This window comes from Paracidovorax oryzae ATCC 19882, from assembly GCF_000687165.1.
Classification (GTDB): domain Bacteria; phylum Pseudomonadota; class Gammaproteobacteria; order Burkholderiales; family Burkholderiaceae_C; genus Paracidovorax; species Paracidovorax oryzae.
Genome location: NZ_JMKU01000002.1, coordinates 271,951 through 287,219 on the forward strand (window position 1 = coordinate 271,951; position 15,269 = coordinate 287,219).

The following is a 15,269-nucleotide window of genomic DNA, read 5'->3' on the forward strand; positions in this document are numbered from 1 at the left end:
GAGCCCGACATGAGCCTTGCGACGATGCCAGCGCACGATCCCGCCGCCGACGGCGGGGACGCGGCCATCGCCCCCCCGGCGCCCGAGGCGGTCGCGCGGCGGCTGGCGGAGCAGTTCGCCCGGACGGCGGCTGAGCGCGACGAGCGCGGCGGCACCCCCAAGGCGGAACGGGACGCGCTGCGCGACAGCGGCCTGCTGGCGATGAGCATTCCGGCCGCGCAGGGCGGCGGCGGGGCCGGCTGGCGCGAGACGCTGGAGGTGATCCGCATCCTGGCGCGCGCCGATTCCTCGCTGGCCCATCTGCTGGGCTTTCACCATCTGATGCTGGCCACCGCGCGCCTCTTTTCCCAGCCGCGCCAGTGGGAGCCCTGGTTCACGCAGACGGCGCGCCTGCGGTGGTTCTGGGGCAATGCCCTGAACCCGCTGGACGACCGCACGCAGCGCACGCGCCAGGGCGGCTGGAGCGAGTTCTCGGGCCGCAAGAGCTTCTGCTCGGGTGCGCTCGATTCCGAGATGCTCATCGCTTCCGCGCGCGATGCGGAGTCCGGCGAACTGATCGTGGCGGCGCTGCCCACGGGGCGCACGGGCATCTCCGTGGCGCCGGACTGGAACAGCATCGGCCAGCGCCAGACGGACAGCGGCAGCGTCACCTTCGAGCGCGTGCGGGTGGAGCCGCACGAGATCCTGGCCGACCCGGGGCCGCTGGCGACGCCCTTCGCATGCCTGCGGCCCCTGCTGGCGCAGCTCGTGCTCGCCAGCATCTACCTGGGCATCGCCGAGGGCGCCTTCCAGGACGCGCGCCACTACACGGTCCATGAGGCGCGGCCCTGGCGCAGCTCGGGCGTGGCGCGGGCGATGGACGATCCCTACGTGCTGGGCCACTACGGCGATTTCTGGGTCGGCCTGGAGAGCGTGCGCGTGCTGCTGGACCGCGCCGCCGGCCGCTTCGACGACGCCTGGGGGCGGGGGGCGGAACTCACGGCCGCCGAGCGCGGCGACGTGGCCGTGGCCGTGGCGACCGCCAAGGTGGCCGCCACGCGCACCGGCCTGGACCTCTGCACCCGCATGTTCGACGTGGCCGGCGCACGCGCCACGCACGGCGGGCTGCGCCTGGACCGCCACTGGCGCAATCTGCGCACCCACACGCTGCACGACCCGCTGGCCTACAAGCTGCGCGAACTCGGGGAGTGGGCCCTGCAGCAGCGCCATCCCGATCCCAGTTTCTACTCCTGAACGCCATGTCCTCCCTGCACTTCCATACCGCCTTTCCCGAAGACGGCGACGCACCGGCCCGGCACCGGGAGGCTGCGCCGCTGCTCACGCTGCCCGGTGCCCGGGCCATGCCCACGTCGATCCGCGCCACCGCGCAGGTGTTCGAGGACCCGCGCTCCCTGGCGTTGCTCGAGCGCATCCGCCTCGTCGCGCCCAGCGAGGCCAACGTGCTCATCCTGGGCGAGACGGGCACGGGCAAGGAGCTGATCGCGCGCCACGTGCATGCGCTGAGCGCGCGGCGCGAAGGGCCGTTCGTGGCCGTGAACTGCGGTGCGCTGTCCGAGACACTGGTGGAGAGCGAACTGTTCGGCCACGAGAAGGGGGCCTTCACCGGCGCCTTCACCGCCAAGGCCGGATGGTTCGAGGCCGCCAACGGCGGCACGCTGTTCCTCGACGAGGTGGGCGACCTGCCGCTGTCCATCCAGGTCAAGCTGCTGCGGGTGCTGCAGGAGCGCGAGGTGGTGCGCCTGGGCGCGCGCAGGAGCCTGCCGGTGGACGTGCGCGTGGTGGCCGCCACCAACGTGCGCCTGCAGGACGCAGTGGCCGCGGGGAATTTCCGCGAGGACCTGTTCTACCGGCTGCACGTGGTGAGCCTGGCGCTGCCCACGCTGCGCGAGCGGCCGGGCGACATCCTGCCGCTGGCGCGCCACTTCATCGACGAATACCGGCACCGCCTGGGCTACGGCCCGGTGCGGCTCGACGCGGGCGCGGAGCGCAAGCTCCTGGCCCACGACTGGCCCGGCAACATCCGCGAGCTGGAGAACGTGATCCACCACGGCCTGCTGATATGCCGCCGCGGCGTGCTCCTGGCGGAGGACCTGCAGCTGTCGTCGCTGGGCCTGCAGCGCCGCACCGCGGGCGAAGCGCAGTCGGAAGCGACGCCGCTGCAGGCGCTGGAAACGGCGCTGTCGGGCCTGTTCCAGCAGCAGGGAGACCAGCTGTACGAGCGCATCGAGGAAACCGTGGTGCGCGCCGCCTTCGAGTTCTGCCACCGCAACCAGGTGCAGGCCGCGCGCCTGCTGGGCATCAGCCGCAACATCCTGCGTGCGCGGCTCATCAAGAATGGCGACATCGCGGCGGTGAGATGACACCCCCCTGAGCGGCTGCGCCGCTCCGTGCTGCCGCCAAAGGCGGCTGCCCTTCGTGCACGTCCAAGCCTGCGCAGGCAGGCTCGGAGCCGCGGCACTCAGCCCCCGCTCTCGCCGCGTAGCGCTCAGCGGTGCGTGAAGGCCGCCGGGCGCTTCTCCAGGAAGGCGGCCATGCCCTCCTTCTGGTCCTGCGTGGCGAACAGCGCGTGGAACAGGCGGCGTTCGTACATGAGGCCGTCGGAGAGCGAGCCTTCGAAAGCGCGGTTGACGGTTTCCTTGGCTGCCATGACGGCCACCTGCGAGAAGCCGGCGATCACCAGGGCGGCGCCCAGGGCTTCGTCCATGAGCTTGTCGTAGGGCACGACACGGCTCACCAGGCCGGCGCGCTCGGCCTCCTGGGCATCCATCATGCGGGCGGTGAGGGCCATGTCCATGGCCTTGGACTTGCCCACGGCGCGCGGCAGGCGCTGGGTGCCGCCCGCGCCCGGAATCACGCCGAGCTTGATCTCGGGCTGCCCGAACTTCGCGTTGTCGGCCGCGATGATGAAGTCGCACATCATCGCCAGCTCGCAGCCGCCGCCCAGCGCGAAGCCGCTCACGGCCGCGATCACGGGCTTGCGGATGGAGCGGATGCGCTCCCAGTTGCGCGTGATGTAGTCGCCCTTGTAGGCGTCGGCGAAGCCGTACTTCGCCATGGCCCCGATGTCCGCGCCCGCCGCGAAGGCCTTCTCGCTGCCGGTGAGGATGATGCAGCCGATGCGCTCGTCGGCATCGAAGGCGGCCAGTGCGTCGCCCAGCTCGTCCATGAGCTGGTCGTTGAGCGCGTTGAGCTGCTTGGGGCGGTTCAGCGTGATGACGCCGACCTTGTCCGCCTCGGTGCGGACCTCGATGACTTCGTAGGCCAAGGGGTATCTCCTGGATGTCGTTGTGGTGCGGATGACTATACCCAAGGGCCGTCTTTCGCCCCCGTCCCGCACGCTACCCGGCGGCCATGCCCGTGTCCGGCTGGCCGTCCAGCCAGCGCCGTGCCAGGGGCGCGTCCGCCAGCGACAGTGCGACGGTATCGTCCGGCGCGCCGCCCTCGCGCTCCAGCGCCAGCGGCAGCCGCAGCACGCGGCGGTCGCGGGACACCAGGGCCGTGACGCGCTTCTCGCGGCCGGCATACAGCGCGACGTCGTCCAGCCGCTGCATGCGCCAGGTCTCTCCATGCACCTCCACGGCCAGCCATTCGTCGCCCGCGGAGAAGCCGGCTTCCTCGGCCAGGCCGCCGCGCAGCACCACCTTCACCTGCAGGCCCTGGCCCTCGGACACCCGCAGGCCCAGCCGCTGCGCGGGCTGTGCCGCTTCCGCGCGCAGGGCCACGCCGTGCGCGGCCAGCATCTCGGCCAGGGGCAGGTCGCCGGTGCCGTGCACCCACTCGGCGATCTCGCGCGCGAAGGAGCGGCCCGAGAGGGCTTCGAGCACCGCCAGCAGGTCGTCTTCCGACATGGGGCCGGCGTCGCAGCGGTCCCAGAGCGCGCGCATCACGTCGTCGAGCGTGGTGCGGCCCTCGCGGCGCAGCGCCAGGTCCAGGCACAGGCCGACGAGCGCGCCCTTGGTGTAGTAGCTCACCGTGGCGTTCGGCGTGTTCTCGTCCTGGCGGTAGTACTTCACCCAGGCGTCGAAGCTGGCATCGGCCACGCTCTGCACCCGGCGCCCCGGCGTCTGCAGCACCTGGTTGATGTTCTTGGCGAGCAGGCGCAGGTAGGTGGCGTCGTCGATCAGCCCGGCGCGGCGCAGCAGCAGGTCGTCGTAGTAGCTGGTGAAACCCTCGAAGAACCACAGCAGGCGGGTGTAGTTCTCCTGGGTGTAGTCGTAGCGCGCCAGTTCGGCCGGGCGCAGGCGCTTGACGTTCCAGGTGTGGAAATGCTCGTGGCTGATGAGCCCGAGCAGCGTGGTGTAGCCCTCGGGCGTCCTGGCCTCGCCCAGGCGGGGCAGGTCGCGGCGGCTGCAGGCCAGGGCCGTCGAGTTGCGGTGCTCCAGCCCGCCGTAGCTGTCGTCCATCACGTTGAGCATGAACAGGTACTGCGTGTAGGGCGGCTTGCCGGCCCCGTGCCAGAAACGGATGCCCGTCTCGCAGATGCGGCGCGTGTCGGCCACCAGGCGCTCGCCGTCGAACGAGGGCGCCGCGCCGGCCACGACCAGGCGGTGCGGCACGCCGCAGGCAGTGAAGCGGGCGCTCCAGAAGGGGCCCATCTCCACCGGGCAGTCCACCAGCTCGTCGTACGAGGCCGCGCGGTAGGTGCCGAAGCCCGCGCGCGTGGTCTTCTCCGCCGCGAGGCCCGTGGCCACCGACCAGTGCGACACCTCCGGCGTGGCGACGATCTCCAGGTCGTGGCGGGCATCCTCCTGGCCATGCACGCGCAGGCACAGGCTCGTGCCGTTGAAGAAGCCGCGCGATGAGTCCAGCCACGCCGTGCGCACCGAGCTGTCGTAGGCCCCGACCTCGTAGGTCAGCACCAGCGGCGCACCCTCGCGGCAGGCGGCCTGCCAGAGGCTCTTGCTGCGCTGCGCGAGCGCCACTTCCTGCCCGTCCTGGCGGGCGCGCAGGTTCTGCAGGTTCTTCGCGAACTCGCGCACCAGGTAGCTGCCGGGGATCCACACGGGCAGCGACAGCTCCTGCTGCGCGGCGGGGCTCTCCACCGTGAGGGTGACGTGGTAGATGCGCGCGTGCAGCTGCGCGGCTTCCACGCGGTAGTGGACGGCGGGGGCGTGGGATCGGTGGGCGGCCATGCGGGATCCGTGGAGGGGCGGGGAGAGTTCAGTTCGTGGCGGGGGCCGGACCGGCGCCCGATCCTGCATCCGCGAGGCGCTTTTCCACCTCGCGCGCGTCGATCGCGCCCGGCACGCGGGAGCCGTCGGTGAAGATCAGCGTGGGCGTGCCGGTGATCTTGTGCTTCTTGCCGAATGCCAGGTTGCGCTGCACGGCGGCGGTGTCGCAGCTCGCGGCCGGCGTGGTCTTGTCGCGCACCATGTGGTCCTGCCATGCGGCCGCGCGGTCCTTGGAGCACCAGATGTTGCGCGACTTCTCGGCCGAATCGGGGCTCAGGATGGGATAGAGGAAGAGATAGACCGTCACGTTGTCCACGTTCTGCAGGTCCTTCTCGAAGCGCTTGCAGTAGCCGCAGTTCGGATCCTCGAACACCGCGAGCTTGCGCTGGCCGTTGCCGCGCACGATGGTGAATGCATCCTGGAGCGGCAGGGAGGCGAAATCCACCGCCGTGAGCTTGTTGATGCGGTCCTCGGTGAGGTTGCGGCGCGCCTTGGTGTCGATCAGTTCGCCCTGGATGAGGTAGTTGCCCTTGGCGTCCGTGTAGAACACATCGGTGCCGATGCGCACCTCGTACAGGCCCTGCATGGGCGTGGCGCGCACCTCGTCGATGTTCTGCAGCTGCGGGATGCGGCTGCCCAGGGTCTTGCGGATCGCCGATTCCTGGGCGTGGGCGCCGAAGCCGATGGTGAGCGCGGCGGCGCCGGCGAGCAGGGCGGGGATCAGTTTCATGGTGCTCCTTCGTGATGCGTGAATCTCTGGGCATGGGCGACACGGCGGCCTCCCCATCCCGTCATTGGGGGGCGGGCCGTCAGCCCAGGCCCATGGCCTGGCGCGTCACCCAATCCTTCAGGGGGCCGCTGCGCTCGAATCCGCGCATGCCCCAGTTGCGCAGCCAGGGCACGGGCCCCTCGTGGCGCGAAAAGAGCTGCTGCAGGCTGTCCATGGCCCAGCCCATCGGCAGCAGCGCGGCCTTGCGCTCGCGCTCGTAGCGGCGCAGCAGGCGCTGGTCCGCCACGCCGCGCCAGTAATCGCGCTCGCGCAGCACGCGGGCCAGGGCCTGGGCATCGGCCAGGCCCAGGTTCAGCCCCTGGCCGGCCAGCGGATGCACGGTGTGCGCGGCATCGCCCGCCAGCGCCCAGCTGCGGGCCGGCGCCTTCCCGGACGCGGGGGCGCTGCCCGCGGCCGCCGGCATCGGGCCGCACCAGCGGTCGGCCCGGGCCTGCTGCAGCGGCCATGCGGCCCGGGGGGCGTCCAGCGCGAGGGTGCCCAGCGTGTCCAGGCTGGCGGAGCGGATGCGTTGTTCGAAATCGGAGGGTTCCATGGCCAGGAGGCGCTGCGCCTCGTCCTGCCTTACGGACCACACCACGGCCACGGAGTTCCCTTCCGGCCCCCCCAGGGGCAGGAAGGCCAGGATGCCGTCGGGCAGGAACCACTGGCGCGCCACCTGGCCGTGGGGCCGCTCGCAGCGCAGCCGCGTGGCCACCGCATGCTGGCCGTACGGCACCTCGGCGTAGTGCACGCCGAATTCCTCGCGCGTGCGGCTCGCGCGGCCTTCGCAGACCACGGTGAGCGCGGCCTGCACGGGTGCATCGACCACCTCCACCTGCGGCTGGAAGCGCACGGCGTCGGCCAGCCGGGATTCCAGCGCGGGCACGTCGACGATCCAGGCCAGCGCCTCGGTGGCGGGATGGCGCCCGGCGTCGAAGGTGACCTCGCCGCCCATGTCGCCGTGCACGTCCATGCGCAGCACTGGCGTGGCGTGTTCCGCACCGGGCCAGCTGCGCACGGACTCCAGCAGCGCGCGCGAGGCAGTGTTGAGCGCGTAGGCCCGCACGTCGGTGCCCTCGGCCGCAGGGGCCGGCCCCGGGACCAGGGCAACGCGCAGGCGCTCACGCGCGAGAAGCAGGGACAGCGCGCGGCCTACCACGCCAGCGCCGCGAATACAGACATCGAAGGTTTGCGCCATGCGGCCATTGTAGGAGCCGGCCCGTGCTCTGCCGTGCGAAGGCACAATCGCCGCTTCCCCTTTCCCCACCGCGCTGACCGGAGACCTCCGCGTGACCTTCCGCACCGACCGCGACCTGGGCGGCACCCTCTCCCGCCTGTTCATCCATCCTGTCAAGTCCTGCGCGGCCATCGCAGTGCCCGAGGCCCTGCTCACGCCCACCGGGCTGGAATGGGACCGGACCTGGATGGTGGTCGATCCGGCGGGCGAGTTCCTCACCCAGCGCACCGTGCCGCGCATGGCCCTGGTGCGGCCGCAGCTGGACGCGCATGCGCTGTCGCTGCACGCGCCCGGCATGCCGGTGCTGCGCGTGGCCCTGCAGGCCGGCGGGCCGGTGGCGCAGGTGCGCGTCTGGGACGACGCCGTGCCCGCGCGGGACGCGGGCGACGAAGCCGCACGGTGGTTCTCGGAATGTCTGGGCCGGCCCTGCCGCCTGGTGCGCTTCGATCCGGCCCACCGCCGGCTCTCCAGCCTGCGCTGGACGGACGGCGTGGAAGCGCCTAACCAGTTCGCCGATGCCTACCCCGTGCTGCTGGCCAGCGAGGCTTCGCTGCGGGAGCTCAACGTGCGGCTGCAGACGGCGGGCGCGCCGGCCGCCGCGATGGAGCGGTTCCGGCCCAACATCGTCATCGACGGCGTGGAGGCGCACGACGAGGACCGCATCGACGGCCTGCACATCGACGCGGAGGGCGGTGCCGCCTGCCTGCGGCCGGTCAAGCCCTGCACGCGCTGCCCGATCCCCGACATCGACCCGGCCACGGCCGAGAGCACCCCGGACGTGGGCGATGCCCTGCGCGCCTACCGGCAGGACCGCCGCGTGAACGGCGCCATCACCTTCGGCATGAACGCCATCGTGCTCGAAGGGGCCGGCCGTGTGCTGCGCGTGGGCCAGCGCATCGCGGCCGACTGGCGCTTCGACTGACCCTCCGGGCCGGGCGGGCCGGCAGGGACATGGCCGCCCGGTAAAATCGCCGGTTTTCCCCCGAACCCTGAAAGCCCCGCCATGAGCCTGAAATGCGGCATCGTGGGCCTGCCCAACGTCGGCAAGTCCACCCTCTTCAACGCCCTGACCAAGGCCGGCATCGCGGCCGAGAACTACCCTTTCTGCACCATCGAGCCCAATACCGGCGTGGTGGAAGTGCCCGATCCCCGCCTGCAGCAGCTGGCCGGCATCATCACCCCCGAGCGCATCGTGCCGGCCATCGTCGAGTTCGTGGACATCGCCGGGCTGGTGGCGGGTGCCTCCAAGGGCGAAGGCCTGGGCAACCAGTTCCTGGCCCACATCCGCGAGACCGACGCCATCGTCAACGTGGTGCGCTGCTTCGAAGACCCGAACGTGATCCACGTGGCCGGCCGCGTGGACCCGATCGCCGACATCGAGGTCATCCAGACCGAGCTGTGCCTGGCCGACCTCGCCACGGTGGAGAAGGCCCTCAACCGCTACAGCAAGGCCGCCAAGAGCGGCAACGACAAGGAAGCCGCCAAGCTGGTCTCGCTGCTCACGCCCATACAGGCCGCGCTCGACCAGGGCAAGCCCGCGCGCACGGTGCCCGTCAGCAAGGAGGACGCGCCCCTGCTCAAGCAGTTCTGCCTCATCACCGCCAAGCCGGCGATGTTCGTGGGCAACGTGGCCGAGGACGGCTTTGAGAACAACCCGCTGCTCGACCGCCTGAAGGAATACGCCGCCGCCCAGAACGCGCCCGTCGTGGCCATCTGCGCCAAGATCGAATCCGAGATGAGCGAGATGAGCGACGAGGACCGCGACATGTTCCTGGCCGAGATGGGCCAGGACGAGCCCGGCCTGAACCGCCTCATCCGCGCCGGCTTCAAGCTGCTGGGCCTGCAGACCTACTTCACCGCCGGCGTGAAGGAAGTGCGCGCCTGGACCGTGCCCGTGGGCGCCACCGCGCCCCAGGCCGCCGGCGTGATCCATGGCGACTTCGAGCGCGGCTTCATCCGCGCCCAGACCATCGCCTTCGACGACTTCATTGCCTTCAAGGGCGAGCAGGGCGCGAAGGACGCGGGCAAGATGCGGGCGGAAGGCAAGGAATACGTCGTCAAGGATGGGGACGTGATGAACTTCCTGTTCAACGTTTAGCGCAATCCTCGGAGCAGCAATGCCACAGACCGTTTTCATTCAGCGTGTAGTTCTGCGGAACTACAAGAGCATTGGCAACTGTGATGTGCGCTTGCAGCCTCTGACGTACTTGGTTGGCCAGAACGGCGCGGGGAAAAGCAATTTCCTTGATGCGCTGCACTTCGTGCGCGATGCGCTGGCTGGCTCCCTGGACAATGCCATCAACGAGCGTGGCGGTTTGAACGAAGTTCGGCGCCGTTCCAGCGGGCATCCCACGCATTTTGGTATCCGGCTCGAGTTTGTCCTGCCCGATGGCCGCAGTGGATGGTACGCATTCAAGATCGGGGCGATGGCCAGCGGCGGTTACGAAGTTCAGAACGAAGAATGTGTCGTTTTAGGAATTGGCAAAGGGCCGTTCTTTCGGATCGAGAGGGGACGTTTGCGCGATAGCAGTGAACCCGCTTTCCCTGCTGTGACGGCAGACCGTCTTGCACTTGTGGCTGCATCCGGATTCACGGCATTCCGCTCTGTGTTCGATGCGCTCACCTGCATGGGGTTCTATAACTTGAATCCCAAGATCATGCGGGAATTGCAGAAGCCCCAGGACGGGCGCTTGCTCAAGCCGTTAGGAGAAAACATCGCCAGCGTCATTGGCCATTTGGACCGGGTAGCACCAGATCAAGCGAACATGATTCGCGAGTACCTGCAGTCGGTCGTACCCATGGTGCATGGCATGGAGCGCACCTCCGTCGGACCCATGGAAACCCTGGAGTTCCGCCAGGATATGGCTGGGTCCAAGCAGCCCAGGAAATTTCTTGCACAGAATATGTCCGATGGCACCTTGCGTGCATTGGGCGTTCTCACCGCTCTGTTGCAAAGCAATTCCGACTATTCGCCGACGCTCATTGGCATTGAGGAGCCTGAAACGGCATTGCATCCCGCTGCCAGCGCTGCGTTGCGCGAAGTCCTTGTGCATGCCGCACAAACTACCCAGGTGCTAGTCACCAGCCATAGTCCCGATCTGCTCGATCATCGCGGGATTGATGCAAATACGATCCTGGCCGTGATCTCCGAAGGGGGGGAGACAAAAATTGCTCCAGTGGATGAAGCGGCTCGAAGTATGTTGAAGGAGCATCTCTTTTCTCCTGGCGAATTGCTTCGCATCAATCAACTGGCGCCTGATCGCGAAATCATCGAACGTCAAGAAACACAGCAGGTTGATTTGTTTGGTGAGGCGCGGGCATGATCCCTATCGCCTCCATCGTCGAAGGCGACAGTGAGGTCAACGCCCTGCCCATACTGCTGCGGAGGCTGGCCGGTGAGTTGTCGCCTTCGGTCGCAGTGCAGCCTTTGCCGCCGATCCGCGTGCGGAGAGACCGGTTCATCCAGCGCGAGGAGGAGTTCCGCAAGCAATTGCTCCTGGCGGCTGCGAAGAGTGGAACGCAGGGCTGGATACTGGTCATCCTGGATGCCGATGACGATTGCCCTGCACATTTGGGGCCGCAATTGCTTGCCCGGGCGCAGCAGTGCGTGCCGCATTGTCGGGTCTCCGTCGTTTTGGCCAACCGGGAATTTGAAGCGTGGTTTCTGGCTGCAGCGCGTTCGTTGCAGGGCGCCCGTGGTTTTTCGATCGCAGCCGATGAACCGATAGATGCGGAAACACCGCGAGATGCAAAAGGATGGATGAGGCGGCACATGCAAAGCGGTGTCTATCGCGAAATGCTGGATCAGCCAGCGTTCACTGCACGTATCGATCTACAGCAAGCCAAGGACAACAGCCGGTCTTTCCGCAAGCTGTGCAAGGAATGGCAAATCCACATACAGATGCGCCAGTAAACAACATTGCGGATGGGTTTTTGAAAAGTCCCGTCACCCCATGCCCCTCCCCCTGACCGCGCGCCTGCGCCGCGCGGCGCTCGCCCTCCGGCCCGCGCCCATGCGGGTGGACGGCCGTGAGCGCCTGCGGATGGTCCTGGGCGCGCTGCTCGGCGTGTTGCTGGCCGGCCTGCTCAGCCGCTGGGTGGGCGGCCACTGGGGCATTTCGCCCTGGCTGGTCGCGCCGATCGGCGCGAGCGCGGTGCTGGTGTTCGGCGTGCCGGCGAGCCCGCTGGCGCAGCCCTGGCCGGTGGTGGGCGGCAACACCCTGTCCGCCCTGGTGGGCGTGGCCTGCGCGGCGCTGGTGCCGGACCCGGCCGTGGCGGGGGCGCTGGCCGTGGCGCTGGCGATCGCGCTCATGGTGCCGCTGCGCTGCCTGCATCCGCCCGGCGGGGCGGCGGCGCTGTTCGTGGTGATGGCACACGGCGCATCGCCGCAGTTCGCATTCTTTCCCGTGATGACCAATTCCCTGCTGCTGGTGGCGGCGGGCATGGCGTGGCATGCGGCCACCGGCAAGCGCTACCCGCACGCGCAGCAGGCGCGTCCTGCCTCCGCGGGTGCCACGGAGGCGCGCGCCGCGGGGCGCTTCACCCCCGAGGACCTCGATGCCGCGCTGGCCCACTACAACCAGGTGCTGGACGTCAGCCGCGACGACCTGGAGGCGCTGCTCCACCACGCCGAGGCCGAGGCCTGGCGCCGCAATTTCGGGCAGCTGCGCTGCGGCGACATCATGTCGCGCGAGCCGGTCACGGCCGCGTTCGGCACGGGGCTGCAGGAGGCCTGGGCGCTGATGCGCCGCCGCCGCATCAAGGCGCTGCCGGTGGTGGACCGCGCGCGCCGCATCGTGGGCATCGTCACCACGGCCGACTTCATGCGCCAGATCGACCTCGACGTGCACCACGGCATCGGCGAGCAGTTGCGCGCGCTGGTGCGCCGCGTGGGCGCGGTGCATTCCACCAAGCCGGAGGTGGTGGGCCAGATCATGACCCGGCAGGTGCGCGTGGTGAGCGAACAGCGCCCCGCGCTGGAACTGGTGCCGCTGTTCACGGAAGACGGCCACCACCACATCCCCGTGATCGACGAGGAGCGTCGGCTGGTCGGCATCATCACCCAGTCAGACTTGGTGCGCGCGCTGCACCGGGCCGTGCGCTAGCATCGACGCATGCAGACCGGCATCCTCTACGCCACGCTCGCCTATGTGGCGTGGGGCATCTTTCCCGTGTACTTCCACCAGGTGGCCTCGGTGCCGGCGCTGGAGGTGGTGCTGCACCGCACGCTCTGGTCGATGGTGCTGCTGGCCGTGTTGCTCGCGGTGCGGCGGCAGCTCGCCTGGGTGGCCGCGCTGCGCCGCCAACCCCGGGTGGTGGCGGCTTTCCTGCTCTCGGCGCTGCTGCTGTCGGCCAACTGGCTGATCTATGTCTGGGCGGTGCACAACCAGCACGTGGTGGATGCGAGCCTGGGCTACTTCATCCTGCCGCTGGTGAACGTGGCCATGGGCTACGCCTTCCTGCACGAGCGCCCGCGCCCCGGGCAGTGGGTGGCGCTGGCCGTGGCCGCGGCCGGCGTGCTGTGGCTCACCGTGCAGGCCGGCCGCCTGCCCTGGATCGCGCTGGTGCTGGCCCTCACCTTCGGCTTCTACGGCCTGCTGCGCAAGACGGCGGTGCTGGGCGCCATGGAGGGCCTGGCCCTGGAGACGGCCCTGCTCGCGCCGCTGGCCGTGGGCGGGCTCGCCTGGCTGGGCTGGACGGGGCAGGCCGCCTGGTTGCATGCCGACGCGGCCACGCTGGGCTGGCTCGTCGCTGCCGGGCCGATCACCGCCATCCCGCTGCTGCTGTTCGCGGCAGGGGCGCGCCGCATTCCGCTGGCGACGATGGGCGTGCTGCAATACATCTCGCCCAGCCTGCAGTTCGCGCTGGGCGTGTGGCTGTTCGGCGAGGAGGTGCAGCCGGCCCGGCTGGCGGGCTTCGTGCTGATCTGGGCGGCGCTGGTGCTCTACACCCTGGAAGGCACCTTGCTGCGCCGGCGGGCGCCGGCGTCCTGACTCCTGCCTGTCGCGCTGGCCGGGCCTCAGTGCACCATGACCTTGGGCCAGAGATACAGCAGGCCGCCGGTCATGGCCAGGTAGCGCATGAACTTGCCCACGGCCATGTAGGCCACGCAGGGCCAGAACGGCAGTTTCAGCCAGCCCGCCACGGCGCAGAGCGGGTCGCCCACCACGGGCAGCCAGCTCAGCAGGCAGGCCTTGGGGCCGAAGCGCTTCAGCCAGGCGAGGGCGCGCACGTTGGTGTGTTCGCCGCGGGCCTTGTCCACCGCCTTGTGCGCGCCCAGGCCCATCCACCAGCTGACGGCGCCGCCCAGGGTGTTGCCCGCGGTCGCCACGAGGATGGTGGGCCAGAACAGCTGCGGGTTGAGCTGGATGAGGCCGAACACCGCCGGCTCCGAGCCCAGGGGCAGCAGCGTCGCGGAGATGAACGACACCACGAAGACCGTGCTGAGACCGTACTGGGGCAGCGCCAGCAGGTCCATGAGGTGTTGCATCCAGAGTTCCATAGCTGGCGCAAGTTTAGGGGGCCGTTGCGGGCCGGCAATGTAGCCCGGCACGCCGTCGCTATGTGGCAGGCAGCCGCGTGCAATAGCCTGCGTGCACGCGGGCGGGCAGGCCGTTTGGAAGATTTGATAAGCTGCGCCCCCACATGGAGCGTAACTGCTCTACCTGCACAGCCCGTCACCATGTAACATTCGGTAAGGCGATGTGCGCCGCCGTAACGTCTTTCAAGCAGTTCAAGCACGCCAGGCGGTTTTCTGGCGGCATGGAGAGGGCATCCGTCGCTATGGGTCTTGCCAAATTGTGGGGGTCGCTGCAAACGCGTGGTCCGGAGCGTTTTTCCAACACGGAGGCGTTCTCTCCGAGCGAGGCCTTTTCCGAGTTCGACGAATCCGCGCAGTTCCGCGGATCGGACCTGCAGGCCGCGCGCATCCTCGAGCGCCGGCTGGGCCGGCCCTACCGGCGCATGGTGCCCGTGTTCCTCTGCGGGCTCTACCTGGTGTGCACGCTGGCGTTCTATGCGCTGGGCATGGTGTCCGGGCCCCTGGTGCTGATGGTGGCAGCGCTGATCGCCTGCGGCATCGCGCTGGGCACGGCCTACATGCGCTTCGGCCACCCGGGCGAGGCACCGGAGCCGGGGCGGATGCGCGACCGGCAACTGCGGCTGCCCATCGTGGTGGCGTCCGCCGCCACCCTGCTGCTCGTCTTCTACCTGGAACCCGTCACGCAGATCGCGCTGGCGCCGTTCCTGTTCGTCGCCATGGCGTACGGGCTGCTCACGCTGTCGCGCCGCACGGCCCTGCTGCTGTGCGGCGGCATCCTGGCCGGCTATGCCCTGGTGATGGGGCTGCACTATGCAGAGCGCGCCGACGGCGTGCTGCTGCGCCTGGAAGCCCTCCACTTCGTCGCGCTCGCGCTGGCCCTGCCGGCCTATGTGCTGCTGATGGGCCGCGTGCGGCTGCTGCACCGGCTGCTGCAGAAGACCAGCAGCGAGATGAAGTCCATCGCGGAGAGCGCGCGCCTGGATGCGCTCGGCTGCCTGAACCGGCGCTCGATCCTCGCCGCACTGGAAGAGCAGAAGCAGCTGGCCGACGAGAGCGGCATCCCGCTGTGCCTGGCGGTGGTGGACCTGGACCATTTCAAGCGCATCAACGATGAAATGGGCCACCTGTGCGGCGACGAGGTGCTGCGCACCTTCTCGCAACTGGCCCAGCAGATCGTGCGCGGCGACGATTTCTTCGGCCGCTACGGCGGCGAGGAGTTCCTGCTGATCTTCCCCGCCACGCCCCTGCTGCCCGCGCTCAACACCTGCGAGCGCATCCGCTCGCAGGTGGAGTCGCACGACTGGAAGGAGCCGCTGCGCGGGCGCGTCACGGTCTCGGTCGGCGTCACGCAGTACGTGCTGGGCGAATCCGTGCTGGAGTTCTTCTCGCGCGCCGACACCGCCATGTACCTCGCCAAGCAGGGCGGGCGCAACCAAGTGGTGGTGCAGGAGCCCGTGGGAGCCTTCGCCCCCACCGAGGGCGGCGAGCTGAAGGTGCCGGCGCACGGCTATTTCTGAGCGCGCCGGGCAATGCCCGGGTCCGCGTCCCCTG

The 15,269-nt window shown here is 69.4% G+C and carries 14 protein-coding genes; 9 read left to right on the plus strand and 5 right to left on the minus strand.

The genetic code is table 11. The annotated features are described in order from the left end of the window. The first annotated feature begins 9 nt into the window (after nt 1–9). Nucleotides 10–1,233, plus strand: coding sequence for an acyl-CoA dehydrogenase family protein (locus tag T336_RS0102985; RefSeq protein WP_026431435.1), 1,224 nt, complete (start codon nt 10–12; stop codon nt 1,231–1,233). A 5-nt stretch (nt 1,234–1,238) separates the two neighbouring features. Then, nucleotides 1,239–2,360, plus strand: coding sequence for a sigma-54 interaction domain-containing protein (locus T336_RS0102990; RefSeq protein WP_019699902.1), 1,122 nt, complete (start codon nt 1,239–1,241; stop codon nt 2,358–2,360). Between the two features lie 125 nt (nt 2,361–2,485). Here T336_RS0102990 and T336_RS0102995 read toward each other — a convergent pair whose 3' ends face one another. The 4 genes from T336_RS0102995 to T336_RS0103010 all read right to left on the minus strand — a co-directional run bounded on the left by T336_RS0102995 (nt 2,486) and on the right by T336_RS0103010 (nt 7,138). Continuing rightward, nucleotides 2,486–3,265, minus strand: a complete 780-nt coding sequence (locus tag T336_RS0102995; RefSeq protein ID WP_013593304.1) for an enoyl-CoA hydratase — start codon at nt 3,263–3,265, stop codon at nt 2,486–2,488. A gap of 73 nt (nt 3,266–3,338) precedes the next feature. Then, entirely contained in the window at nt 3,339–5,132 is a 1,794-nt protein-coding gene (locus T336_RS0103000; protein ID WP_026431436.1) for a M61 family metallopeptidase, read from the minus strand. Nucleotides 5,133–5,160: 28 nt separating this feature from the next. Continuing rightward, entirely contained in the window at nt 5,161–5,901 is a 741-nt protein-coding gene (locus T336_RS0103005; RefSeq protein ID WP_019699905.1) for a DsbC family protein, read from the minus strand. Nucleotides 5,902–5,980: 79 nt separating this feature from the next. Continuing rightward, nucleotides 5,981–7,138, minus strand: coding sequence for an FAD-dependent monooxygenase (locus tag T336_RS0103010; RefSeq protein ID WP_026431437.1), 1,158 nt, complete (start codon nt 7,136–7,138; stop codon nt 5,981–5,983). Between the two features lie 91 nt (nt 7,139–7,229). Here T336_RS0103010 and T336_RS0103015 point away from each other — a divergent pair, with 91 nt between their 5' ends. The 6 genes from T336_RS0103015 to rarD all read left to right on the plus strand — a co-directional run bounded on the left by T336_RS0103015 (nt 7,230) and on the right by rarD (nt 13,170). Continuing rightward, the gene (locus tag T336_RS0103015; protein ID WP_026431438.1) at nt 7,230–8,099 is read left to right on the plus strand and encodes an MOSC domain-containing protein; all 870 of its coding nucleotides are present in this window, start codon (nt 7,230–7,232) and stop codon (nt 8,097–8,099) included. A gap of 81 nt (nt 8,100–8,180) precedes the next feature. Continuing rightward, on the plus strand, nt 8,181–9,275 hold the full coding sequence (ychF, locus tag T336_RS0103020; RefSeq protein WP_026431439.1) for a redox-regulated ATPase YchF: 1,095 nt from the start codon (nt 8,181–8,183) through the stop codon (nt 9,273–9,275). A 19-nt stretch (nt 9,276–9,294) separates the two neighbouring features. After that, a complete protein-coding gene (locus T336_RS0103025; RefSeq protein WP_026431440.1) occupies nt 9,295–10,500 on the plus strand; it encodes an AAA family ATPase in 1,206 nt (401 codons plus the stop codon). Further along, nucleotides 10,497–11,090: a DUF4276 family protein gene (locus T336_RS0103030; protein WP_019699910.1), complete on the plus strand. Its 594-nt coding sequence runs from the start codon at nt 10,497–10,499 to the stop codon at nt 11,088–11,090. The genes T336_RS0103025 and T336_RS0103030 overlap by 4 nt, the downstream gene beginning before the upstream one ends. Nucleotides 11,091–11,130: 40 nt before the next feature. Next, nucleotides 11,131–12,282: an HPP family protein gene (locus T336_RS0103035; RefSeq protein ID WP_026431441.1), complete on the plus strand. Its 1,152-nt coding sequence runs from the start codon at nt 11,131–11,133 to the stop codon at nt 12,280–12,282. A 9-nt stretch (nt 12,283–12,291) separates the two neighbouring features. Then, nucleotides 12,292–13,170, plus strand: a complete 879-nt coding sequence (rarD, locus tag T336_RS0103040) for an EamA family transporter RarD (RefSeq protein ID WP_026431442.1) — start codon at nt 12,292–12,294, stop codon at nt 13,168–13,170. A gap of 26 nt (nt 13,171–13,196) precedes the next feature. Here rarD and T336_RS0103045 read toward each other — a convergent pair whose 3' ends face one another. Beyond that, nucleotides 13,197–13,679, minus strand: a complete 483-nt coding sequence (locus T336_RS0103045; protein WP_013593313.1) for a YqaA family protein — start codon at nt 13,677–13,679, stop codon at nt 13,197–13,199. A gap of 281 nt (nt 13,680–13,960) precedes the next feature. Here T336_RS0103045 and T336_RS0103050 point away from each other — a divergent pair, with 281 nt between their 5' ends. After that, on the plus strand, nt 13,961–15,235 hold the full coding sequence (locus T336_RS0103050; protein WP_019699913.1) for a GGDEF domain-containing protein: 1,275 nt from the start codon (nt 13,961–13,963) through the stop codon (nt 15,233–15,235). Nucleotides 15,236–15,269: the final 34 nt, after the last annotated feature.

Bases quoted from the DNA above. Each gene is read 5' to 3' on its own strand.
- T336_RS0103050 (WP_019699913.1), top strand. From the start codon at position 13,961: ATGGGTCTTGCCAAATTGTGGGGGTCGCTGCAAACGCGTGGTCCGGAG.
- T336_RS0103025 (WP_026431440.1), top strand. From the start codon at position 9,295: ATGCCACAGACCGTTTTCATTCAGCGTGTAGTTCTGCGGAACTACAAG.
- T336_RS0103005 (WP_019699905.1), bottom strand. From the start codon at position 5,901: ATGAAACTGATCCCCGCCCTGCTCGCCGGCGCCGCCGCGCTCACCATC.
- ychF (WP_026431439.1), top strand. From the start codon at position 8,181: ATGAGCCTGAAATGCGGCATCGTGGGCCTGCCCAACGTCGGCAAGTCC.
- T336_RS0103030 (WP_019699910.1), top strand. From the start codon at position 10,497: ATGATCCCTATCGCCTCCATCGTCGAAGGCGACAGTGAGGTCAACGCC.
- T336_RS0103045 (WP_013593313.1), bottom strand. From the start codon at position 13,679: ATGGAACTCTGGATGCAACACCTCATGGACCTGCTGGCGCTGCCCCAG.
- T336_RS0103035 (WP_026431441.1), top strand. From the start codon at position 11,131: ATGCCCCTCCCCCTGACCGCGCGCCTGCGCCGCGCGGCGCTCGCCCTC.
- T336_RS0103010 (WP_026431437.1), bottom strand. From the start codon at position 7,138: ATGGCGCAAACCTTCGATGTCTGTATTCGCGGCGCTGGCGTGGTAGGC.
- rarD (WP_026431442.1), top strand. From the start codon at position 12,292: ATGCAGACCGGCATCCTCTACGCCACGCTCGCCTATGTGGCGTGGGGC.
- T336_RS0102990 (WP_019699902.1), top strand. From the start codon at position 1,239: ATGTCCTCCCTGCACTTCCATACCGCCTTTCCCGAAGACGGCGACGCA.
- T336_RS0103000 (WP_026431436.1), bottom strand. From the start codon at position 5,132: ATGGCCGCCCACCGATCCCACGCCCCCGCCGTCCACTACCGCGTGGAA.
- T336_RS0102985 (WP_026431435.1), top strand. From the start codon at position 10: ATGAGCCTTGCGACGATGCCAGCGCACGATCCCGCCGCCGACGGCGGG.